This window comes from Burkholderia torrens, assembly GCF_984668525.1.
This window is the reverse complement of the sequence record NZ_OZ480212.1, coordinates 795,012-817,080: the sequence shown is the minus strand read 5'-3', so window position 1 is coordinate 817,080 and position 22,069 is coordinate 795,012. Positions and strand designations below refer to the sequence as shown.

The following is a 22,069-nucleotide window of genomic DNA, read 5'->3' as shown; positions in this document are numbered from 1 at the left end:
TGGGTTCAACCCTTTCCGCGGACCCGGAAGCGACCTGCATCGCTGCCCGGTATCGTAGGCGACGGCCGGCGGCATCGTCAATCGTGCCGCCGGCGGCGCCACTCAGCCCGCGAGCCTCTTCGTCAGGAAAATGCGCGTGTGCCCGACCGGATAGTCCGGCAACTCGCCGAAGCGGACATAGCCGCGCTTCTCGTAGAACGGCCGTGCCTGGAAATCGAACGTGTCGAGCCACGCGCCGTGGCAGCCGCGCGCGATGGCCTCCGCTTCGGCCAGATCCATGATGCGCATGCCGACGCCCTGGCCGCGCGCGGCTTCGGGCACCACGAGCAGATCGACGTGCAGCCAGCCGAACGCCGTGCCGCCCCACAGGCCGCCGACCACCGCGCCGGCCGCGTCGGTCACGACCACTGCCAGCGGCCGGAATTCGGCCGGACCGGCATGGCTTTCGTTGAATCGGACGAGCGGCGCGACGATCTGCCTGCGGACCTCGGCATCGCCCGCATCGGTCACTTCGTAGGTAAACGTCATCGATTACGTCGGGTTGAATCGAGAATGGGGAGCCGAAGCCGCATGTGCCGCGCGCGTCAGACGACGTAGGCGCCCTTCGCGTGCAGTTCCGCTTCGGTACGTTCGAGCTCCGCGATCGCATCGCTGCCCTCGAGTGCGAGCAACTGCGCGACCAGCGCCTCGGCCATCGCATGCGCGGCCACCAGCGACGGGAAAAACGACGGGCTGTCGTGCGTGAAGATCAGTTGCGCGTCCGCGTTCAGCGCGATCGGCGAGACCGCGCTGTCGGTGATCGCGACGATCTTGCTGCCCTGCGCCTTCGCGGCCTGCGCGACGCGCTTCGCTTCCGCGGAATACGGTGCGAAGCTGACGACCACGGTCACGCTCTGCTTCGCGATCGTCCGCAGCTCCATTTCGAGCGAACCGGCGACGCCGTTGAGCAGCGACACGGTCGGGCGGAACAGCCGGTAGCCGTAGACGAACCCGAACGCGATCGGATAGCACGAGCGGAACCCCGCCACGTGCACGTGCGATGCCTTGCGGATCAACTTGGCCGCGTCCGCGAGCGCGTGCTCGTTCTGTGCGGCGGTAGCCGACAGGTTGTGCTGCTGCGCGGCGAGCAGGTCATGCGCGAGCGACGCCTTCGCGTCGGGCCGCACGAGCGAGCGCGCGCGCTGCGTGAGCGGCTCGGGCCGCGTGCGCACGCGCGCGACGCACAGATCGCGCAACTCGTTCCAGCCGGGGAAACCGAATTGCTGCGCGAACCGCACGAGCGACGCGGGCTGCACCTGCGCGCGCTGCGCGACCTTGCGCATCGACGACGTGGCGACTTCGTCGGGATGATCGAGCAGGAAGGCGGCGCCCGCCTGGAATTGCGGGCTCAGCTCGGAAAATTGCGCCCGGATCCGGGACGCGAGTTCGTCGAAATTGGCAGCCATCGTGGTGGGAACGGGAACCGGTCGTTCATGGTATCACCGGCCCCGCACGCACCGGTCAGCGCACCACTTCGACGTGATCGGCGTCGACCTTCACGCTGCCCGACCATTTGCGCTCGAATTCGCCGGTCACCTTCACTTCGTTCTTGTCGCTGACGGGCTGGCCGGCCGCCCACAGCTTGTGGTCGATCTCGACGCGGATCGTGCCGGTGGCATCGGCGAACTCGTAGTCCTCGCCGCCGACGTGCTTGACGATGCGCCCCTGCAACTGCACGTGCTGGTCGTCCTTGCCGTTGGCGAGCAGCTCCTTCACGGTCGTCGTGGTCAGCGCGGACGGCCCGGTGTACTGCGCGTAGACGGCGGCGGGCAGCGTGGCGAGTGCAACCGCCAGGATTCTGGCCAGGTATTTCATGATGTCGGTCCTCTTCTTCGATGTGACGCCGCGCCCCGTTGAGCACGACGGCGCCAGATTACGGACCGTAAGATTAAGCAAACCTGAAGGGTGTGCCAAAGCGTCACGGTGCCGCATTAGACGAGTACGAAATGCCCGCCGCGCCGCGCCCGCATTTAAGCTTCGCCTAAGACGCGTGTGCTTATCATGGGAACCCCGGGCGTTGCTGCGCCCTGCTGAAGAGAAGAGACATCAATCCATGCGCGTACTGCTCGTCGAGGACGATCCGCTGATCGGCAGCGGGCTCGAACAGGGCCTCAAACAGGAAGGCTTCGCGGTCGACTGGGTGAAGGACGGCGACGCCGCGTCGCTCGCGCTGCGCTCGACCGGCTACGGCCTGCTGCTGCTCGATCTCGGGCTGCCGAACCGCGACGGCCTGTCGGTGCTCGCCGCGCTGCGCCGCCGCGACGAAAACCTGCCCGCGATCATCATCACCGCGCGCGACGGCGTGCCCGACCGCATCGCGGGGCTCGACAGCGGCGCGGACGACTATCTCGTCAAGCCGTTCGAGCTCGACGAACTGCTCGCCCGCATCCGCGCGGTCAATCGCCGCCACGCGGGCCGCGCGCAGACGACGCTCGCGATCGGCCCGCTGCGGCTCGATCCCGTCAAGCACCTCGTGTGGCTCGACGACGACGAAGTGCCGCTGTCGCCGAAGGAGTTCGTGCTGCTGCACGAACTGATGCGCGAACCGGGCGCGGTGATTTCGCGCGAGCAGTTCGAGGAGCGGCTGTACAGCTGGGGCGAGGAAGTCGAGAGCAACGCGGTGCAGGTGCACATCCACAACCTGCGCAAGAAGCTCGGCCACGACATGATCCGCACGGTGCGCGGCGTCGGCTACCGGATCGGTGACGGGACGTGACGCACGTGCAACGCGCGATCGCGCACTGGCGCAACGCGTCGCTGCGGCGGCGCCTGCTGACCTGGCTGATGCCGGCCGCGTGCGTGATCGGCCTGGTCGCGAGCGCGGGCACCTACTGGGGCGCGCTGCGCGAACTCGACGACCTGCTCGACGACCAGATGCGCAGCATGTCGAGGCAAATCGTCGTCGGCCCGAACGGCGAGCTGTCGTTCAGCGACCACGCGAACGGCAAGCACGGCTTCGAGGCAAGCGACCCCGATGCGGTGCTGCTGCAGGTCTGGCGCAACGGCTCGCTGGTGTATTCGACCGACCGCGATTCGAAGCTGCCGCCGCCCACGCAGAAGGGCATCGCGAGCGTCGACGTCGGCGGCCAGCCATGGCGCACCTATGTGACGGAACGCGGCGGCACGACGATCCGGCTCGCGCAGGCGCGGCACGCGCGCTGGGAAGCGATCGCCGCCATCGCCGTGCACCTGCTGTGGCCGGTGTTCTCGATGCTGCCGCTGCTGGCCATCGGCCTGTGGTTCGGCATCGGCGCGGGGCTGCGGCCGCTGCGCACGATCGCATCGGGCCTGAAACGCAGGAATGCGAACAACCTCGAACCGGTCGACGTCGCGTCGATGCCGAACGAGGTTCGCCCGCTCGCGGAAGCGATCAACGACCTGCTCACGCGGCTCGACCGCTCGTTCACGTTGCAGCGGCACTTCATCGCCGATGCCGCGCATGAATTGCGCACGCCGATCATGGGGCTGTCGATCCAGTCGCAGCTGCTGCGGCGCGCGGCGACCGCGGAGGAACGCGAGCGCATCCTCGCGCAGATCCAGGCGGGTACGACGCGCCTCGGCCACCTCGCCGAGCAGTTGCTGACGCTCGCGCGCCTCGAACCCGATGCGCAGGCGGCCGCGTCGGCATCGACGCCCGTCGATCTCGCCGCGCTGTGCCGGTCGGTGGTGTCGGACCGCGCACGCGTCGCCGACGCGCACGGGATCGATCTCGGCGCGATCGTCGCCGCGCCCGTAATGGCAGCAGGCAACGTCGACACGCTGCGCGTGCTGCTGAACAACCTCGTCGACAATGCGATCCGCTATGCGGGCAGCGGCTCACGCGTCGACGTGTCCGCACGCGTCGACGGCACGACGCCCGTGCTCGAAGTCGCCGACGACGGCCCCGGCATTCCGGAAGCCGAACGCACGGACGTGTGGGAACGCTTCTATCGCGGCGAAGGCGCGCAGGCCGTCACGTCGTCGGGCAGCGGGCTCGGGCTGTCGATCGTCAAGCGGATCGCCGAACAGCATCGCGCGACGGTCTCACTCGGCACCACGCAGGGCGGGCGCGGGTTGACCGTCACGGTGCGGTTTCCCGCACCGGTCTGATGCGCGCGTGACCGGCGGCTTTTCCACAGATTATGTTGGCAAGCTTGTGGACAACCGTCCATTAACGGCACCAAGCCCTTGATCGGAAAGCGTTTGTCGCGCATGCGCGGCAAATGCGCCAGGCGGCGGCAAACCGGTGCGCGATGCACCGCACGCGGTCGGCCGTGCACCCGATTCAATCGTCATGCACGATCCGTCGCAGCCGATGAAACCGGCCTTTCCGATCCGTCAACAGATTGCGATCGACGCGGAGCCGGTCGTGCGCGTCAACGTGTTCTCGCTCGCCCCTGCGGACGAAGCCGGCTTTCTCACCGGGTGGAAAGACGATGCGGAATTCGTGATCGGCACTGCGTGAGTGCGCGTGCGAAACGTGGCAGTACGTGGCATCGACCGTCATCGCGAACGCGGACTTCTCCACAGAAAATGTTGGCAAGCTTGTGGATATCCTGCGCACCGCGACGCTAAACCCTTGATCCGATGGACTTTGGCACGCGTGATGCAGACGCGGCCCGGCCGCTGGCCGTTGCACGCCCCGCTTCGCCTCGGTTCGCATCACGACGCCACGACGGATGCACGCCGCGAGCGCCACACGCGTGCGGGCCGGCTGCCGCGCCACTTACCCACAGATTGTGTTGGCAAGCTTGTGGATATCCTCCGCATGCATGCGCTAACCCGTTGATCGGCTTGCCATTCATGCGCGGCGTCACCGTTTCGGCAACACGCGGCGCCAGCGTGTGCGAAAGCGGACGATCCGGCGCAACGGCAACGCGCTACCCGCGCCTTGACGCCCGTGCACGTCACGCATCAAGATCATGCGAGCCGCACCACGACACATCACTCCGAGGAAGACCATGGAACACTTCACCGCGTGGCAGTTGCTCGTCTCGCTCGTGCTCGTCGCCATCGTCGTCTATCCGTACGTCCGCATCGTCCGGCGCACCGGGCATTCGGGCTGGTGGATCCTGACGATGTTCGTCCCGATCCTGAACTTCATCATGTTGTGGGTGTTCGCGTTCGCGCGCTGGCCCACCGTCGACGATCGGCAGCCCTGATCGTCGCCCCCGCGGCCGCCAGGCTTGTCCACAGATTTTGTTGGCAAGCATGTGGATAGCCTGCGCATACCGCGACCAAGCGTTTGATCCGTAAGACTTTGTCCGCGCCGCTTCAAATGCGGCACGCGGCCGGGAAAGTGCCGCTCGCTCGCCCCTCTGCGGCGTGACAGGCGCCTTCCGCGCGCGCGAACCGGCTTGTCCACAGATTGTGTTGGCAAGCGTGTGGATAGCCTGCGCATACCAGGGCCAAGCGCTTGATCCGAAAGACTTTGTACGCGCCGCTTCAAACGCGGCACGGCGGCGCACGCGATGGCGAACGCGGCCCCACGCAGGCTTGTCCACAATTTTTGTTGGCAAGCATGTGGATATCCTGAGCATGCGTGACCTAAGTCGTTGATCGCACAACGTTTGGTCACGCGGGTCACGACTGCGGCACGGCGTGCATGCGGATCGCTTCACACACGCCGCACCGCTCCGCTCAACCGAACGTCTGCGCGACGATGCGCGCGACCGACGCGATCACGTCGTCCTTCGCCCGTGCATCGACTTGCGCCTGCGTGTAGTAAACGACCAGCACGATCGGCGCGCCCGACGCCGGCCAGATGACGCCGGCATCGTTCGTCGTCCCGTAGTCGCCGGTTCCCGTCTTGTCGCCGACCTTCCACCCGGCCGGCACGCCCGCACGAATCCGCTTGTCGCCGACCTTGTTGCCGCGCAGCCAGGTGACGAGCTGCGCACGCTGCGCGGCCGGCAGTGCCTCGCCGAGCGTGAGCACGCGCATGCTCGCGGCCATCGCGGCGGGCGTCGTCGTGTCGCGCGGGTCGCCCGGCAGCGCGGTATTCAGTTCGGTCTCCCATCGATCGAGCCGGAACGCGTCGTCGCCGATCGAGCGCGCGAACGCGGTCACGGCGGACGGGCCGCCGATCAGCTTCATCAGCAGGTTCGCAGCCGAGTTGTCGCTGTACTGGATCGCGGCCTCGCACAGCGCGGCGACCGTCATGCCCGTGCCGACATGCTTCCCGGACACCGGCGAATAGTTGACGAGGTCGGCCTGCGTGTACGTGACGTGCTGTTGCAGCAGGCCCGGGCGATCGACGCTCTGCGCCAGCACCGCCGCGCTCAGCATCGCCTTGAACGTACTGCAGAACGGGAATCGCTCGCCCGACCGATGTTCGACGACGCGGCCGCGCGCGGTGTCGATCGCGCACACGCCGAGACGGCCGCCGGCGTCGCGCTCGAGATCGGCAAGCGCCGCCTCGGCTGCCGCCGCTGCCTGACTGGCCGCATCCGGCGCCGCGGCCTGCCGCGACGCGCACGCGGTCACGGTGAGTACGAGCGGCGCCGTCGCGGCGGCCAGCAACAGGGTTCGACGTTTCGATGAGTAGGTCATGTCGGTTGTCTCGTGGTGGAATGGCGGCGAATCGACGTTGAAAACGGCCGGCCGCCGAGACAGCACTATCGAGACTTTACGGTTGCCTGACAAGCAACGATAATTGAGCGCTGACAAAAGAAATTCTTATGACCAAGCTCCGCCCTCATCTTCCGCTCAATGCGTTGCGCGCGTTCGAATCGTCGGCGCGCCACCTGAACTTCACGCGCGCCGGCCTCGAGCTGAGCGTGACCCAGGCCGCGGTCAGCCAGCAGGTGCGCTCGCTCGAGGAGCGGCTCGGCTGCACACTGTTTACACGGCTGCCGCGCGGCCTCGGGCTCACCGACGAAGGACGCGCGCTGCTGCCCGTGCTGAGCGACGCGTTCAGCCGCATCGAGACGGTGCTCAAGCAGTTCGACGGCGGGCGCTTCCGCGAGGTGCTGACACTCGGTGTCGTCGGCACCTTTGCCCTAGGCTGGCTAATGCCGCGACTGAAGCAATTCGGCGATACGCACCCGTTCGTCGAACTGCGGCTGCGCACCAACAACAATGTCGTCGACCTGGCGGCCGAGGGTCTCGACTTCGCGATCCGTTTCGGCGAAGGCAACTGGCCGGCGACCCGCAACGAGCCGCTGCTCGATGCGCCGCTCACCGCGCTATGCGCGCCGGAAATCGCGCGGCGCCTCGCGCAGCCGGCCGATCTCGCCAATGAAACGCTGCTGCGCTCGTACCGCACCGACGAATGGCACGGCTGGTTCGACGCCGCGCAGCTCGAGCCGTGGACGGTCAACGGGCCCGTGTTCGATTCGTCGCGGCTGATGGTCGAGGCTGCGATGCAGGGTGCGGGGGTCGCGCTCGCGCCGGCCTGCATGTTCGCGCGCGAACTGCAGCTCGGCCTGCTCGCACGGCCGCTCGATATCGACGTGTGCGCGGGCGGTTACTGGCTCACGTCGCTGAAATCGAAACCGCTGACGCCCGCGATGGCGCTCTTTCGCGACTGGATCGTGGCCGAGGCGGCCGGCACGACGCCGGACGCGTAACGCGGCCTCGCTTGTCCACAGAAAATGTTGGCAAGGATGTGGATATCCTGGGCACCCGGGATCCAAGCCCTTGATCGTGCACGCATTTGCTTTCCGGTACACGCATCGGGCAGCCTTTGTGCAGGGGCTTCGCACACCTGTCGCATTCGGCCCTGATACTCAACCAATGCGACGCAATCGATTGCAAGTTGTCCACAGATTTTGTTGGCAAGCCTGTGGATATCCGTCAGATCCGGCGCGTAACATCTTGATACACAAGGGTATTCGATATCCGGACCTTGAGCGGTCAATGGTGTGGCACCGGAAGGGCATTCGACGCATACCGGACGACCTCCGGGCACGCACCGCACGCGTGACCGCAAGGCCGGCCGGTTCTCCACAGATTATGTTGGCAAGCTTGTGGATATCCTGCGCAGCGCCCACCTAACTCATTGAGCGCACGGGGTTTTGTGCTTCATCTGCAGAATCGGGCAGCGCCGGCGCAAGCAATGCATCAATGCCGGTCGAGCCCGCCGCGCAATTCGCTCGCCTTGTCGCGCAGCGCTTCATAGCCCGAACGCGCATGCTCGGGAAGATCGGGATCGCCGATCAGTGCGCCGAGCGTTTCGATCAGGCTGAACAGGATGCCCTTCGCCGCGCCGACCGCGATGCTCTGCGATTCGATCGACTTGTGCAGGTGGTCGACCGCCGCTTCCAGATTCTCGAGCTTGTGCTCGCCGTCGTCGGGCCGGTTGTCGGTCGTCATCTTTCTACCTCCGCCATCGTTCAAGGGTCATGTCACGATTCTATGCCGCCGGGCGCGAACGTGGCGCGACATCGCGCAACGTTCGCGCAGCACGGCGCTACAGCACCGCGACCACCTTCACGCGGCCCGGCTGCTCCGCCGCCGCGACGACCTGGCCGTCGACGCGGCGGAACGTCAGCGACACGGTTTCGTCGCCGACGCGCAGCGCGTCGATCCGCAACCAGTCGACACCTTCCGGCAGCGCCGGGCGCTCGACGCGCACCTCGTGGCGCGACGCGTCGATGCTCACGCCGAGACACGCCTGCAGCATCATGAACGGCGCACCGGCCGCCCATGCCTGCGGCAGGCAGGCTACCGGATACGCGGTCGGCGGTTCGCCGCGCCGGCGCGGGAACCCGCAGAACAGTTCCGGCAGGCGCATCTCGAAGCTCACCGCCGCCTCGAACAGCGCGCGCAGCAGGTTCACCGCGGCCGTCTTGTCGCCGTAGCGCGCGAGCCCGCGTGCGATCAGCGCATTGTCGTGCGGCCATACCGAGCCGTTGTGATAGGCCATCGGGTTGAAGCGCGGCTGGCCGGCCGCGAGCGTGCGAATGCCCCACCCCGTCTGGAACAGCGTCGAGCCGAGCACGCCGGCCACCGCCGCGCCGCGCTCGGTGTCGGGCAAGCCGAATGCGAGCAGGTGGCCCGCGTTCGACGCGAACACGCGGCACAGATCGCCATGACCGTCGAGCGCGATCCCGTAGAAATCGCCTTCCGGCATCCAGAACAGCGCGTCGACCTGGTCGCGCAGCGTCTTCGCGCGCAGTGCGTAGCGCGTCGCGTCGGCCGCGTGGCCGCGCCGGTGCGAGCACGCCGACATCGCATCGAGCGCCGCGCACGCATAGGCCTGCACTTCGACGAGCGCGATCGGCCCGTCGGGGAAGCGGCCGTCCGCATGGAACACCGAATCGTGGCTGTCCTTCCAGCCCTGGTTCGCGAGGCCGCGCTCCGACGTGCGCTGGTAATCGAGCAGCCCGTACGGATTGCGGTCGCACTTGTCGATCACCCATTGCGCGGCGCGTTCGAGTGCGGGCCACAGTTCGTCGATCAGCGCATCGTCGCCGGTGCGTTCGACATAGGCGCCGGCCAGCACGATGAACAGCGGCGTCGTGTCGACGCCACCGTAGTACAGCGCGAACGGCACCTCGCCCGTGGCGGCCATCTCGCTGCGGCGGAACTCGTGCATGATCTTGCCGGGCTCCGCGTCGCGGAACGCAGACGTTTCGCGCGCCTGGTGCTCGGCGAGAAAGCGCAGCACGCCGCGCGCGAGCGACGGCTGCAGCCACAGCATCTGCAGCGACGTGATCACCGCGTCGCGGCCGAACGGCGTCGAGAACCACGGAATGCCCGCATACGGGTACGGCCCCGTGTCGAGCTGCGTCGTGAGCAGCCCGAGATCCGCGAGCGAACGATCGAGCCATGCGTCGAACAGCGGATTGCCGGTGTTCACGCGCGCCATCGACTCACGCCGCGCGCGCATCTCGCGATGCACGCCGACGAGCGCGGTGCGCAGCGCGACGCGGCCGCATCCCGGCCCTTCGCCGTGCGCCGGGCCGAGCGTCGCATCGACGGTCAGGTAGATCGACACGCAGGCCTGCGCGGCGATCGCCAGCGTGTAGTCGGCACGATCGACCGACAGCGCGTCGGGCGCCGGCGAGAAATGCACGGTCACGTTGCGCTCGACGCTGTCGAGGCCGTCGTAGCGCAACCGCACCGCGCCTGCATCGACGCGCGGAGCAACGACCGTGCCGCGCTTCGGGCGCTGCGTGCCGCGCACCTCGAACATGTCCTTGAAATCGGCCGCGAACGACAGCGACAGCGGCACCTCGGCTTCGCTCGCGCCGTAGTTCGTCAGCGTCAGCGCTTCGTACAGCACGTCGCCCGCGAGCACGCGCGTCCGCTCGATATGGATCACGCCCTCGGGCGTCTCGTGACCGCCGAGCGGCGGCAGCGGACGGTTGGTCAGGTGCGCGGTGAACGACGCGTTGTCGGCGCTAGTCGCGCCCGACAGCAGCGACGGCGCCCGGCCGCCGAACGTCAGACGCCATTTCGACAGCACGCGCATGTCGTCGACGAACAGGCCGTCGTCATGCCCGCCGATGTCGCCGAGCGCGTCGCTGACGACGAACGCGTCGCCGGATTTGAGCACGTACTGGTTGTTGCGCGCGAGGGCCTGCGGATCGGCTTCGGGTGCGATGAAGGCAGGGCCCGACGCGGTGGTCGGGGCAACAGGCGCGACTTGCGGCGCCTGCGTCGTAGTGGCTTCGGCGTGATTCGGCATCGATGCTCCTGTGTCGAGGCGCAACGCGCGGCGCGCGTCGCGTGTTTCGCACAGGATAGGCCAGAACGGGGCACGTGCGCAGCGACGACAAAGAGGCGACGCCCGGCGACGTTACCGTCGCCGCCTGGCGTCGCGCACAGGCACATCAGGTGCAGCTCAGAACTTCCACAGGATGTTGCCGAGGATCGCGTTGTCGCGCACGCCGCTGCCGTACTGGCCGCTGTACGTGAGGCCGAGCGTCAGGCGCTTCGTGATGTTCGCGTCGATACCGGCTTCGAGCACCGCGCTGTCGCGCGCAATCGGCACGCCCGACACCTGGAACGACGTACCGCCGTTCGCGAACGTGAACGCCGACGACGGCCGCACGTTGCCGAACGCATGGCGCCAGCCGACCGTCCCGCGCGCGGTGAACGTACCGCTCCCGATCGAGCCGAGTTGCGACGCCGCGCGCAGGCCGAGTGTCGAGAAGCCGACGTGAGTCGTCTCGCCGCCGGCGCGCAACGCGGCCGCACCACCGGTTTCCGTGTAGCCGTCGGTATGCAGGTTCACATACGCGAGGCCCGCGAACGGTTCGATCGCGACGGGCCCGACCGGCAGCGCGTACCCGACTTCGCCGAACACCTGCGCCGAATTCGCGTTGTAGCCGGCCGAGTCGTGATCCGAGAAGCCCGCGAAGCCGGGGTAACGGTCGCTGTTGATCCGGTACCACGTGTACGACGCGCCGCCGCGCACGCCGAGCGCGCCGTACTGCGCGCCGCCATACAGCGACAGGTAGTAGCTGTTCACCGCCGCCGACGCGCTCTGGTCGTTGTCGAGCGAACTGTGCGTGACGCCTGCCGCCAGACCCGCACGCCACTTGTCGTTGAGCGCCATGTCGGCGCCGGCGATGAAGCCCGTCATGCTGCGGTTGATCGTCGACGCATTGCCGTCGCCGGCGAGCCTGCTGCGGCCGCCGAACGCCTGCCCCCAGACGACCGGCTGATACGGCGTGCCGCCGTAGCACCCGTCGCGCGAACCGATCCGGCGTTCCGGCGGCAGCGTCGGGTCGACCACGCCGGCCGTGTTGTCGCCGCACAGCGCGGCGCCGCCCGACGACAGCGCGGCAAGCGGGCCCGATCCGGGTGCGAGGCCCTGGCGGACACGGTCGGTCACCGCGTCGCGCACGTAGCGGCTGTCGAGCAGCAGCATGCTCTTCAGGCTCGCCTGCAGTTCGCCGTCGAGCAGCCCGTACGCGCGCCGTGCGGTGGGCGCGTCAGTCGTCAGCACTGCGTCGTACAGCGGGTTGCCGGCGCCGAGCCCGCCGAGCGCGGTCGCGACCGAACGCTGGTTCGGCGTCGTCGCGACGTCCGGCAACGACGTGCCGTTCTCGACGAGCCGCAGGTACACGTGACCCGGATCGTAGCTGAGCGTTGGCATCAGGAACGCGTAGTTCGCGTTCACCTGGCTGAACGTGCCCTGCACGCCCGATGCGGCCGTGAGGATCGTGTAGGTCGTGCTCGGCTGGTAGCCGCTCTGGTTCGCGATCACCTGCACGGTGCCGCCGTTCAGCGTCGCCGTGCCGCCCGCGGCGAGGCTGCCGCTCTGTTGCGGCGACGCCGCGACCTGGAACGTCGAACCCGGCTGGAACGTGACGTTGCCGCCCACGTTCAGCGCCGCGCCCGGCTGCGATGCGGCCGCCGTCGCACCGCCCTGCACCACGAGGCCGCCGACCGTGCCGGTTCCCGTCAGCGTCGCGCCGCTCTGCACGGTGACGTTCGACTGGCCGAGCGAGCCGTTGACGGCGAGCGTGCCCGCGCTGACCGTGGTCGGGCCGCTCAGCGTGTTCGTGCCCGTCAGCGTCAGTTGGCCGCTGCCGGCCTGGGTCAGCGAACCGGCGCCGGACAGCACGCTCGCGATCGTCACGTTGCCGGATTGATTGACGACCAGCGCACCGTTGTCGACGACATTGCCGGCCACGCTGCCCGACGTGCCGCCGTTGCCAAGCTGCAGCGTGCCGCCGGCCGCGATCGTGGTGCCGCCCGTGTACGTGTTGCCGCCGGTCAGCACCTGCGTGCCGCTCGCCACCGTCACGCCGCCCGAGCCGCCGATCGTGCCGGCGAACGTGCTGCTGCCGCTGCCGTTCAACGTCAGCGCATTCGTGCCGAGGGTCACGTTCGTGCCGGCCGCGCCCGACAGCGCGCCGATCGTCTGCGCGCCCGTCGCCCCGCTCGCGTCGAACGTCGCACCCGCGCCGGCGAGATTCACCGCGCCCGTCGACGCGAGACTGCCGCCCGCACCGAGCGCGAGCGTGCTGCCGCCGTTGATCGTCGTGCCGCCCATGTAGGTGTTCGCGCCCGTCAGCGTCTGCGTGCCGGTACCGGCCACCGTCACGCCGCCTGCGCCGCCGATGGTCCCGCCGAACGCGCCGCTGGTGCTGCCGTTCAGTGTCAGCGCATTCGTGCCGAGGTTCACGCTGGAGCCGGCCGCACCGGTCAGGGTGCCGATCGTCTGCGCGCCCGATGCGCCGCTCAGGTTGAACGTCGCGCCCGTGCCTGCCAGATTCACCGAGCCGGTCGATGCGAGACTGCCGCCCGCGCCGAGCGCGAGCGTGCTGCCGCCGTTGATCGTCGTGCCGCCCGTGTACGTGTTCGCGCCCGTCAACGTCTGCGTGCCGGTGCCCGCGAGCGTCAGGCCGCCCGTCCCGCCGATCGTGCCGCCGAACGTGCTGTTGCCGCTGCCGTTCAGCGTCAGCGCGTTCGCGCCGAGGGTCACGTTCGTGCCTGTCGCGCCGGTCAGCGTACCGATGGTCTGCGCGCCCGATGCGCCGCTCAGGTTGAATGTCGCACCTGCGCCCGCGAGATTCACCGTGCTGCCCGACGCGAGACTGCCGCCCGCACCGAGTGCGAGCGTGCTGCCGCCGCCGATCGTCGTGCCGCCCGTGTACGTGTTCGCGCCCGTCAGCGTCTGCGTGCCCGTACCCGCAACCGTCACGGCACCCGTGCCGCCGATCGTCCCGCCGAACGTGCCGGCACCGCTGCCGCTCAGCGTCAACGCGTTTGCACCAAGGTTCACGTTCGTGCCGGTCGCGCCCGACAGCGTGCCGATCGTCTGCGCACCCGTCGCGCCGCTCAGGTTGAACGTCGCGCCCGTGCCTGCCAGATTCACCGATCCGGTCGATGCGAGGCTGCCGCCCGCGCCGAGCGCAAGCGTGCTGCCGCCGTTGATCGTCGTGCCGCCCGTGTACGTGTTCGCGCCCGTCAGCGTTTGCGTGCCCGTACCCGCAACCGTCACGGCACCCGTGCCGCCGATCGTCCCGCCGAACGTGCCGGCACCGCTGCCGCTCAGCGTCAACGCGTTCGCACCGAGGTTCACGTTCGTGCCGGCCGCGCCCGACAGCGTGCCGATCGTCTGCGCACCCGATGCGCCGCTCAGGTTGAACGTCGCGCCCGTGCCGGCCAGATTCACCGATCCGGTCGATGCGAGGCTGCCGTTCGCGCCGAGTGCGAGCGTGCTGCCGCCGTTGATCGTCGTGCCGCCCGTATACGTGTTCGCGCCCGTCAGCGTTTGTGTGCCGGTACCGGCCAGCGTCACGCCGCCCGTCCCGCCGATCGTGCCGCCGAACGTGCCGTTGCCGCTACCGTTCAGCGTCAACGTGTTCGCGCCGAGGTTCACGTTCGTGCCGGTTGCTCCCGACAGTGTGCCGAGCGTCTGCGCGCCCGTCGCACCGCTCACGTCGAACGTCGCGCCGGTACCCGCGAGATTCACCGCACTGCCCGACGCGAGACTGCCGCCCGCACCGAGTGCGAGCGTGCTGCCGCCGTTGATCGTCGTGCCGCCCGTGTACGTGTTCGCGCCCGTCAGCGTCTGCGTGCCGGTGCCCGCGAACGTCACCGCGCCCGTCCCGCCGATCGTGCCGCCGAACGTGTTGTTGCCGCTGCCGTTCAGTGTCAGCGCATTCGCGCCGAGGGTCACGTTCGACCCGCCCACACCGGTGAGCGCGCCGATCGCCTGTGCGCCCGTCGCACCGCTCACGTCGAACGTCGCCCCCGTGCCGGCGAGGTTCACCGAGCCCGTCGCCGCTAGACTGCCGCCCGCGCCGAGCGCGAGTGTGCCGCCCGCGTCGATCGTCGTGCCGCCCGTGTACGTGTTCGCGCCCGTCAACGTCTGCGTGCCGGTGCCCGCGAGCGTCAGGCCGCCCGTCCCGCCGATCGTGCCGCCGAACGTGCTGTTGCCGCTGCCGTTCAGCGTGAGTGCATTCGCGCCGAGATTCACGTTCGTGCCGCCCGCGCCGGTCAGCGCGCCGAGCGTTTGCGCACCCGTCGCACCGCTCACGTCGAACGTCGCACCGGTACCCGCGAGATTCACCGCGCTGCCCGACGCGAGACTGCCGCCCGCGCCGAGTGCAAGCGTGCTGCCGCCGTTGATCGTCGTGCCGCCCGTGTACGTGTTCGCGCCCGTCAACGTTTGCGTGCCGGTGCCGGCGAACGTCACCGCGCCCGTTCCACCGATCGCGCCGCCGAACGTGTTGTTGCCGCTGCCGTTCACTGTCAGCGCATTCGCGCCGAGGGTCACGTTCGTTCCGCCCGCGCCGGTCAGCGCGCCGATCGTCTGCGCGCCCGACGCGCCGCTCAGGTTGAACGTCGCGCCCGCGGCCGCGAGATTCACGGCACCCGTCGCCGCGAGGCTGCCGCCTGCGCCGAGTGCGAGCGTGCTGCTGCCGCCGATCGTCGTGCCGCCCGTGTAGGTGTTCGCGCCCGTCAGCGTCTGCGTACCCGCGCCGGCCAGCGTCAGGCCGCCCGTACCGCCGATCGCACCGCCGAACGCGTAGTTGCCCGCGCTGCTCAGCGTCAGCCCGTTGCCGCCCAGGTTCACGTTCGTGCCGCCCGCACCGGTCAGCGCACCGATCGTCTGCGCGCCCGTCGCGCCGCCCAGGTTGAACGTCGCGCCTGTCCCGGCCAGATTTACCGTACCGGTCGACGCCAGGCTGCCGCCCGCGCCGAGTGCGAGCGTGCTGCCCGCGTTGATCGTCGTACCGCCCGTATAGGTGTTCGCGCCGGACAGCGTCTGCGTGCCGGTGCCCGCGAGCGTCAGGCTGCCCGTGCCGCCGATCGCACCGCTGAACGTGCCGCTGGCGGTCCCACCCAGCGTCAGCGCGTTGCCGCCGAGGTTGAGGTTCGTGCCCGCGACGCCCGACAATGCGCCGAGCGTTTGTGCGCCCGTCGCGGCGCTCAGATCGAGCGTCGCGCCGGCACTCGCGAGATTCATCGCGCCGGTCGACGCGAGGCTGCCGCCCGCACCGACCGCCAGCGTGCCGGCGTTGATCGTCGTGCCGCCCGTGTAGGTGTTCGCGCCCGTCAGCGTGGTCGTCGCCGCGCCGTTCTTCACGAGACTGCCCGCACCGGAAATCGCACCGCTCAGGTCGAGCGCATTGCTGCCGCCCAACGTGAGCGCCGCACCCGTGCCGAGGTTGACCGCGTTGGCCACCGTCAGGCTCGTGTTCGTATCGAGTGTCGCCGCGCCACCGACGTTCACCGTGCCGGTGCCCAGCGCCGCATTGTTGCCGAGCACCACGCCACCGCTATTGAGGTTCGTGCCGCCCGTATAGGTGCTCGCGCCGTTCAGCGTCTGCGTGCCGGTGCCTGCGAGCGTCAGGCTGCCCGTGCCGCCGATCGCACCGCTGAACGTACCGCTGGCGGTCCCGCCCAGCGTCAGCGCGTTGCCGCCGAGGTTGAGGTTCGTGCCCGCGACGCCCGACAGCGCACCGAGCGTCTGGCCGCCCGTCGCGGCGCTCAGGTCCAGCGTCGCACCGGCGCCCGCGAGGTTCATCGTGCCGGTCGATGCGAGACTGCCGCCCGCACCGATCGCCAGCGTGCCGGCGTTGATCGTCGTGCCGCCCGTGTAGGTGTTCGCGCCCGTCAGCGTGGTCGTCGCTGCGCCGTTCTTCACGAGGCTGCCCGCACCGGCAATCACACCGCCCAGCGCGAGGTTGTTGCTGCCGCCCAGCGTCAGCGCCGCGCCCGTGCCGAGGGTGACCGCGTTGGCCACCGACAGGCTGGCGTTCGTATCGAGCGTCGCCGCACCGCCGACGTTCAGCGCGCCCGTGCCGAGCGCCCCGTTGTTGCCGAGGACGAGGCTGCCGCTATTGAGGTTCGTGCCGCCCGTGTATGCGTTCGCGCCGTTCAGCGTCTGCGTTCCGGTGCCTGCGAGCGTCAGGCTGCCCGTGCCGCCGATCACGCCGCCGAACGTGCCGCTGGCGGTGCCGCCCAACGTCAGCGCGCTGGTGCCGAGATTCACGCTCGTGCCGGCGCCGCCCGACAACGCGCCGATCGACTGTGCACCGCCCGCGCTGATGTCGAGCGCGGCACCCGGATTAACCAGGTTCACCGTGCCCGTCGACGACAGGCTGCCGCCCGCGCCGATCGCCAGCGTGCCGGCGTTGATCGTCGTGCCGCCCGTGTACGTGTTCGCGCCCGTCAGCGTCGTGGTCGCCGCGCCGTTCTTCACGAGCGCACCCGCGCCGGAAATCACGCCGCTCAACCCGAGCGCGTTGCTGCCGCCGAGCGTCAGCGTATTGCCCGTCCCGATATCGATCGCATTGCCGACCGTCAGATTCGCGTTCGTATCGAGCGTCGCCGAGCCGCCGACGGTCAGTGCGCCGGTGCCGAGTGCCGACGCGTTGCCGAGCACCAGGCCGCCGGCGTTCAGCGTCGTGCCGCCCGAGTAGGTATTCGCGCCGGACAGCGTCGTGGTCGCCGCGCCGTTCTTCACGAGGCCACCGCCGCCCGAGATCGTGCCGCCCAGCCCGAGCGCGGTGCTGCCGGCCAGCGTCAGCGTCGTGCCCGTCGCGAGGTTGACGGCATTCGCGAGCGACACGTTGGTGGTCGCGTCGAGCGACGACGAAGCGTTCACGTTCACCGCGCCGGTGCCGAGCGACGTGTTGCTGCCGACGGCGAGGTTGCCGCCGTTCAGGTTGGTCCCGCCCGTGTACACGTTCGTGCCGGTCAGCGATTGCGTGCCGGCGCCCGAGAGCGTCACGCTGCCCGTGCCGCCGATCGTGCCGGCATAGGTCGCGTTGCCGGTGGCGTTGATCGTCAATCCGTTGCTGCCGAGCGCCACGTTCGTGCCCGCCGCGCCTGCCAGCGAGCCGATCGTCCGCGCGCCCGACGCACCGCTCAGGTCGAACGTCGCGCCCGCGCCGGTCAGGTTCACCGTGCCGGTCGACGCAAGGCTGCCGTTTCCGCTCAGCGCGAGCGTACCGGAATTGATCGTCGTGTCGCCCGTATACGTATTCGCGCCGGTCAGCGTCGTGGTCGCCGCGCCGTTCTTCACGAGGCCGCCGGCCCCGGAGATCGTGCCGGTGAGCCCGAGATTGTTGCTGCCGCCAACTGTCAGTGTCGTACCCGTCGCGAGATTGACCGCATTGTCGAGCGTCACGTTCGTGCTCGTGTCGAGCGCCGCCGACGCGTTGACGTTGAGCGCACCCGTGCCGAGCGCCGAGTTGTTGCCGACCGTGAGGCCGCCGCCGTTCAGGTTCGTGCCGCCCGTGTAGGTATTCGCGCCGGACAGCGTCAGCACGCCGCCATCGTTCTTTGTCAGCGCACCGCCGCCCGACACCGCGCCCGACAGCGTAAGCCCGGTCGCGCCCTGCACCGTCAGCCCGCCCGCGCCGATCGTCACGTCGTTGGAGACGTTGAGCCCCGCCGTGCCCGCCTGCAGCGCGCCGCCGGTGGCCGTGATGGTGCCCGTGCCGAGCGACGCGTTGTTGTTGATGATCGCGACGCCGCCCCCCAGCGTCGCGTCCTGCGCGGTCGATGCACCGTTGATCGTCCAGTTGCCGCTCGTGACGTCGAGGTGATTGAAGTTGATGTAGTTGTTGGCCGCGATCGTGCCGTTCGCGGAAGCGCCCTGCTGCAGGACGAGCGTGTTGTTGCCACCCGCGCCGCCGTCGACGACGCCGGTCGCCGCGACACCGAGCGTGACCGGACCGACCGTGATGTTGAACGCGCCCCCGGTGCCGCCCGCCGTGTTGACCTGCGAGCCCGTCACCGCATTGAACGTGTTCGTGCTGTTCGCGCCCATCGACACGCTGCCGTTGATCACGCCCGAGTTGGTAAACGTATTGCCTTGCCCGGGCGTACCGTTCGAGCCGAGCGACACGCGGCCGGTGATCGTCCCGCTGTTCGTCATGTTGACCGTGCCGCCGCCGTACGCGGCAACGACGGGCGAGTCCGCGCCGGTAAGCGTCGCGCCGACCAGCGCGGTGGAACCGATCGAACCGGTGTTGTTGATGTTCGACGTGCCGCCCGTGCCGTTCTGGACCGACAGCGCCATGCCCGTCACGCCGCTGATCGCCACGCCGGTCGAGCCGAACATCGTGCCGTTGTTGGTGACGTTGACCGAGCTCGCCGCCGCGTTGCCGATCACCGCGCCGCTCGACAGGATGCCGAGCCCCGAGCCGAGCGCGGACGGGTCGATCGTGCCGTTGTTGGTCAGCGTGGCGTTGTTGCCCGTCAGCGACATCGCCGTGCCGCCGACGCCAAGCAGCACGCCGACGCTTGCGCCGGGGTTGACGGTCGCGTTCACATTGTTGAGGTTGCTCGAGAAACTCGGCGCCAGCGGGTTCGCGACGCCGGAACAGGTCACCGTCGTGCCCGCCTGGCTGCAGGTCGCATGGGCAGGCACGATACCCGCGCCGGACAGTGCCAGGAAAACGCCTGTCGGCAACAGCAGTCTCGGAAACGGCTCACCGGCTTTTTTCGAACGCGCAAGATTCATGCTTTCCCTCGTTTTTGGTTTTGGTTTTGATACGGGTATGGCGGCCGCGCCGCACGGCGCGCAGCAGAAAATCGCGGACAAAAGCGTCCGCCCCGGCAGTCGCGATGCAACGTCGGTTTATTCAAGGATGAATTTTCAATCAGCCCGGGATCGGGATGGCAGACGCAAGACTAGTCGAATGACATGATGGCGGCCCCTGTTTTTCTGCAGCGACTTTCTGGTTGATTTGATTACTGCCCTGCTTTTATCAGACAAGGCTATATCAAACTCGGACCGTTTTCCAGTCGATGTTTAACCATCGGACCAAGGGCCTGCAAGCATGTATTTTTTACCCATCGAAAGACGTCCGGCGGCGCCCCTGCATGTTTTTCGTCTTTGTTATTTGATTTTTCGCAGAAAGAGCGGAATCGCCGCATCCGTGAAAACGCTGATGCGCATTCTCGATTCAAGGTATATGAGTCCCGCAGTGCAATATCAAAATTCCCGAAAATCGCCTACGCGGATAATCAGCACCCACTTAATTACTGGAGAAAATCGGGATTTTCCGGAGATCGATGGATTTACCCGGATTTTCGCATCGCATCAAAATTGCAACGCGAATCGTTATCGCTTGCCGAGTGTCGAATATATTCGCGCCGCGGCGCGTTACGAAAACAGGCTCATCAGATAAAGCATCGGCCGGAACGACAGGGGCCGCGCATCGGGATTCATCCACAGCCGCACCGCATACATCGCGTAAGCCGGCACTTCGCGCCAGCTCGAATAGACATCGCGCAACTGGAAGCGATGCGGATACGCGGCAGAGATGTTCGCCCGCGCGATGCCGACGCGCTCGAACGCGAGCCGGGCCCGCGCGAGGTGGTAGTACTGGCTGACGATCAGCACGCGCGACAGCTTGTGCGCCTGCAGGTAGGCGAGCGTGTGCCGCGCGGTCGCGAGCGTGTTGTCGCCCTGGTCGTCGACCGCGATCCGGTCGGGCGGCACACCGCGCGCGACGAGATAGTCGCGCATGGCCGTCGCCTCGTTCAGCCCGGGACCGTCGATCGCGCCGCTGACCAGAAACGCCGGGCACTGCCCCGCGCGGTAGCAGCGCACGCCGACATCGAGCCGGGCCGCGAGCACGGGCTTCGGCGCGCCGGTATCGTCGAGCGCGTTGCCGAAGATCACGGCCAAGTCCGCCGGCTCACTCGGCATCCGCATCCCGTGGACGACGATCGCAACGGCCGCCGCGACCCAGAGGCACGCGAAAACGGCCAGCAGGCGGCCCGCTCGGGCCGCAAAGCCCCGTTTGGTTCGATATTTCAAGGTTGTCGGTCTCTCAGGTCGTCGGGCGTGCTGGCTGGCCCGGCCCCGGACGGGCGCAACACCCTAGCATGGCGCGCTCGCGCGTGTCCACGCGGCGGACCGATGCCGGTAGGTCGGCGGCCGTTCGACACGACGATCGACGCAGCGCGTGGCGGCAAGAGGGAGATCGAAGGAGTGCGAATGCCTGCGCGACCGGCCGCGGAACCGGCTCAGTCGGCCGGACACATCGACAGCCGCCCCATCGCCTCGCCGGCGCCGCGCACCGCGCAGGTGGCCGGTTCGTCGGCGATCCGGGCGACCAGCCCCGTCTCGTCATAGAGCAGGCGCTCGAGATCGGCGAGCAGCGCGCCGCCGCCCGTCAGCACCACGCCGCGATTGGCGATGTCGGTCACGAGCTCGGCCGGCGCGTTTTCCAGCACCGACTTCACCGCACCGATCACCTGCTTCAGCGGCGCGGCCAGCGCGTCCGCGACGTCGTGGTTGGACAGCTCGACCGAGCGCGGCAGGCCGTCGCCGATGCTGCGCCCCACCGCACGCGTCGACGTGCGCGGCACCGCGCTGGTGGCCGAGCCGATCGTCTTCTTCACGTGCTCGGCCGTCTGCTCGCCGAGCAGCACGCCATACAGGTTGCGGACATGGTTGACGATCGCCGCGTCGAACTGGCTGCCGCCGACGCGGATCGCCTCGCGATAGACGATCCCGCCGAGCGCGATCACCGCGACTTCGGTCGTCCCGCCGCCGATGTCGATGACCATCGAGCCGACCGGCTCGGTGACCGGCAGGCCGGCGCCGAGCCCGGCCGCGAGCGACTCCTCGATCAGTTCGACGTCCGATGCACCGGCCGCGAACGCGGCCTCGCGGATCGCGCGGCGCTCGACGGCCGTCGCGTCGGACGGCACGCACAGCGTGACCTCGACCCGGCGGCCGAAGCGCGACCGCGTGCGCGACATGTCGATGAAGCTGCGGATCATCTGCTCGGCCGCGTGCGCGTCGGCGATCACACCGTGCCGCATCGGCCGCACGGCTTCGAGATGCCCCGGTTCGCGGCCGAGCAGCGCCTTCGCGAGCTCGCCGACGGCCTCGAGCGTCGGCCGCGCGTCGGTCGCGCCGCCCTTGCGGAAGCAGACGACCGACGGCTGGTTCAGCACCACACCGCGCTCGTGCGTATAAATCTGCGTACTCGCCGTTCCAGGGTCGATCGCAACGGGTTGCGCAAACAACTTTCCGAACAGCGGTGTCGACATATCAAACCTTTGTGAAGGAACGGGCCGGGACAGCCGCGCCGCGTTTTCGCGGCGCGTCCATGCCGCCCCATCACGAGCTTAGCGGCAAATCGTTCCGATACTTTAGGCAATT

The 22,069-nt window shown here is 68.6% G+C and carries 15 protein-coding genes; 6 read left to right on the top strand and 9 right to left on the bottom strand.

Annotated features, from left to right (window positions below; genetic code table 11):
• Window positions 1-102 precede the first annotated feature (102 nt).
• From AC5LXX_RS19970 to AC5LXX_RS19960, 3 genes are read right to left on the bottom strand one after another with little or no spacing between them, the layout of a single operon-like run.
• On the bottom strand, window positions 103-528 hold the full coding sequence (locus AC5LXX_RS19970; RefSeq protein WP_493412810.1) for a GNAT family N-acetyltransferase: 426 nt from the start codon (window positions 526-528) through the stop codon (window positions 103-105).
• 56 nt (window positions 529-584) lie between these two features.
• Entirely contained in the window at window positions 585-1,445 is an 861-nt protein-coding gene (locus AC5LXX_RS19965) for a MurR/RpiR family transcriptional regulator (RefSeq protein WP_124449540.1), read from the bottom strand.
• Between the two features lie 55 nt (window positions 1,446-1,500).
• On the bottom strand, window positions 1,501-1,854 hold the full coding sequence (locus AC5LXX_RS19960; RefSeq protein WP_493412809.1) for a YgiW/YdeI family stress tolerance OB fold protein: 354 nt from the start codon (window positions 1,852-1,854) through the stop codon (window positions 1,501-1,503).
• Between the two features lie 238 nt (window positions 1,855-2,092).
• Between AC5LXX_RS19960 and AC5LXX_RS19955 the strand changes: the two genes are divergently transcribed.
• The 4 genes from AC5LXX_RS19955 to AC5LXX_RS19940 all read left to right on the top strand — a co-directional run bounded on the left by AC5LXX_RS19955 (window position 2,093) and on the right by AC5LXX_RS19940 (window position 5,180).
• Window positions 2,093-2,755 (top strand): response regulator, encoded by a 663-nt coding sequence (locus AC5LXX_RS19955; RefSeq protein ID WP_493412808.1) that lies wholly within the window; start codon window positions 2,093-2,095, stop codon window positions 2,753-2,755.
• A complete protein-coding gene (locus AC5LXX_RS19950) occupies window positions 2,752-4,128 on the top strand; it encodes a sensor histidine kinase (protein ID WP_493412807.1) in 1,377 nt (458 codons plus the stop codon). The genes AC5LXX_RS19955 and AC5LXX_RS19950 overlap by 4 nt, the downstream gene beginning before the upstream one ends.
• A gap of 184 nt (window positions 4,129-4,312) precedes the next feature.
• On the top strand, window positions 4,313-4,483 hold the full coding sequence (locus tag AC5LXX_RS19945) for a hypothetical protein (RefSeq protein WP_493412806.1): 171 nt from the start codon (window positions 4,313-4,315) through the stop codon (window positions 4,481-4,483).
• A 496-nt stretch (window positions 4,484-4,979) separates the two neighbouring features.
• The gene (locus AC5LXX_RS19940; RefSeq protein WP_493412805.1) at window positions 4,980-5,180 is read left to right on the top strand and encodes a DUF805 domain-containing protein; all 201 of its coding nucleotides are present in this window, start codon (window positions 4,980-4,982) and stop codon (window positions 5,178-5,180) included.
• A 478-nt stretch (window positions 5,181-5,658) separates the two neighbouring features.
• On the opposite strand, the gene blaPEN-bcc is transcribed toward AC5LXX_RS19940, so the two are convergent.
• Complete coding sequence (gene blaPEN-bcc, locus AC5LXX_RS19935) at window positions 5,659-6,570, bottom strand: PEN family class A beta-lactamase, Bcc-type (RefSeq protein WP_493412804.1); 912 nt, start codon at window positions 6,568-6,570, stop codon at window positions 5,659-5,661.
• Window positions 6,571-6,698: 128 nt separating this feature from the next.
• Here blaPEN-bcc and penR point away from each other — a divergent pair, with 128 nt between their 5' ends.
• Window positions 6,699-7,589, top strand: coding sequence for a beta-lactamase transcriptional regulator PenR (penR, locus tag AC5LXX_RS19930; RefSeq protein WP_493412803.1), 891 nt, complete (start codon window positions 6,699-6,701; stop codon window positions 7,587-7,589).
• A 493-nt stretch (window positions 7,590-8,082) separates the two neighbouring features.
• On the opposite strand, the gene AC5LXX_RS19925 is transcribed toward penR, so the two are convergent.
• The 3 genes from AC5LXX_RS19925 to AC5LXX_RS19915 form a co-directional block, all read right to left on the bottom strand.
• Window positions 8,083-8,334: a hypothetical protein gene (locus AC5LXX_RS19925; protein WP_006482135.1), complete on the bottom strand. Its 252-nt coding sequence runs from the start codon at window positions 8,332-8,334 to the stop codon at window positions 8,083-8,085.
• Between the two features lie 97 nt (window positions 8,335-8,431).
• Entirely contained in the window at window positions 8,432-10,654 is a 2,223-nt protein-coding gene (locus AC5LXX_RS19920; RefSeq protein WP_493412802.1) for an amylo-alpha-1,6-glucosidase, read from the bottom strand.
• 156 nt (window positions 10,655-10,810) lie between these two features.
• On the bottom strand, window positions 10,811-19,408 hold the full coding sequence (locus AC5LXX_RS19915; RefSeq protein ID WP_493412801.1) for an autotransporter-associated beta strand repeat-containing protein: 8,598 nt from the start codon (window positions 19,406-19,408) through the stop codon (window positions 10,811-10,813).
• Between AC5LXX_RS19915 and AC5LXX_RS19910 the strand changes: the two genes are divergently transcribed.
• Complete coding sequence (locus tag AC5LXX_RS19910) at window positions 19,407-19,595, top strand: hypothetical protein (protein ID WP_493412800.1); 189 nt, start codon at window positions 19,407-19,409, stop codon at window positions 19,593-19,595. The two genes, AC5LXX_RS19915 and AC5LXX_RS19910, sit on opposite strands and share 2 nt — an antisense overlap.
• Before the next feature lie 458 nt (window positions 19,596-20,053).
• Here AC5LXX_RS19910 and AC5LXX_RS19905 read toward each other — a convergent pair whose 3' ends face one another.
• The gene (locus AC5LXX_RS19905; RefSeq protein ID WP_493412799.1) at window positions 20,054-20,713 is read right to left on the bottom strand and encodes a YdcF family protein; all 660 of its coding nucleotides are present in this window, start codon (window positions 20,711-20,713) and stop codon (window positions 20,054-20,056) included.
• A 209-nt stretch (window positions 20,714-20,922) separates the two neighbouring features.
• Window positions 20,923-21,957, bottom strand: coding sequence for a rod shape-determining protein (locus AC5LXX_RS19900; protein ID WP_124456635.1), 1,035 nt, complete (start codon window positions 21,955-21,957; stop codon window positions 20,923-20,925).
• Window positions 21,958-22,069 lie beyond the last annotated feature (112 nt).

Bases quoted from the DNA above. Each gene is read 5' to 3' on its own strand.
- AC5LXX_RS19970 (WP_493412810.1), bottom strand. From the start codon at position 528: ATGACGTTTACCTACGAAGTGACCGATGCGGGCGATGCCGAGGTCCGC.
- AC5LXX_RS19965 (WP_124449540.1), bottom strand. From the start codon at position 1,445: ATGGCTGCCAATTTCGACGAACTCGCGTCCCGGATCCGGGCGCAATTT.
- AC5LXX_RS19960 (WP_493412809.1), bottom strand. From the start codon at position 1,854: ATGAAATACCTGGCCAGAATCCTGGCGGTTGCACTCGCCACGCTGCCC.
- AC5LXX_RS19955 (WP_493412808.1), top strand. From the start codon at position 2,093: ATGCGCGTACTGCTCGTCGAGGACGATCCGCTGATCGGCAGCGGGCTC.
- AC5LXX_RS19945 (WP_493412806.1), top strand. From the start codon at position 4,313: ATGCACGATCCGTCGCAGCCGATGAAACCGGCCTTTCCGATCCGTCAA.
- AC5LXX_RS19940 (WP_493412805.1), top strand. From the start codon at position 4,980: ATGGAACACTTCACCGCGTGGCAGTTGCTCGTCTCGCTCGTGCTCGTC.
- blaPEN-bcc (WP_493412804.1), bottom strand. From the start codon at position 6,570: ATGACCTACTCATCGAAACGTCGAACCCTGTTGCTGGCCGCCGCGACG.
- penR (WP_493412803.1), top strand. From the start codon at position 6,699: ATGACCAAGCTCCGCCCTCATCTTCCGCTCAATGCGTTGCGCGCGTTC.
- AC5LXX_RS19925 (WP_006482135.1), bottom strand. From the start codon at position 8,334: ATGACGACCGACAACCGGCCCGACGACGGCGAGCACAAGCTCGAGAAT.
- AC5LXX_RS19920 (WP_493412802.1), bottom strand. From the start codon at position 10,654: ATGCCGAATCACGCCGAAGCCACTACGACGCAGGCGCCGCAAGTCGCG.
- AC5LXX_RS19910 (WP_493412800.1), top strand. From the start codon at position 19,407: ATGCTTTCCCTCGTTTTTGGTTTTGGTTTTGATACGGGTATGGCGGCC.
- AC5LXX_RS19915 (WP_493412801.1), bottom strand. From the start codon at position 19,408: ATGAATCTTGCGCGTTCGAAAAAAGCCGGTGAGCCGTTTCCGAGACTG.
- AC5LXX_RS19900 (WP_124456635.1), bottom strand. From the start codon at position 21,957: ATGTCGACACCGCTGTTCGGAAAGTTGTTTGCGCAACCCGTTGCGATC.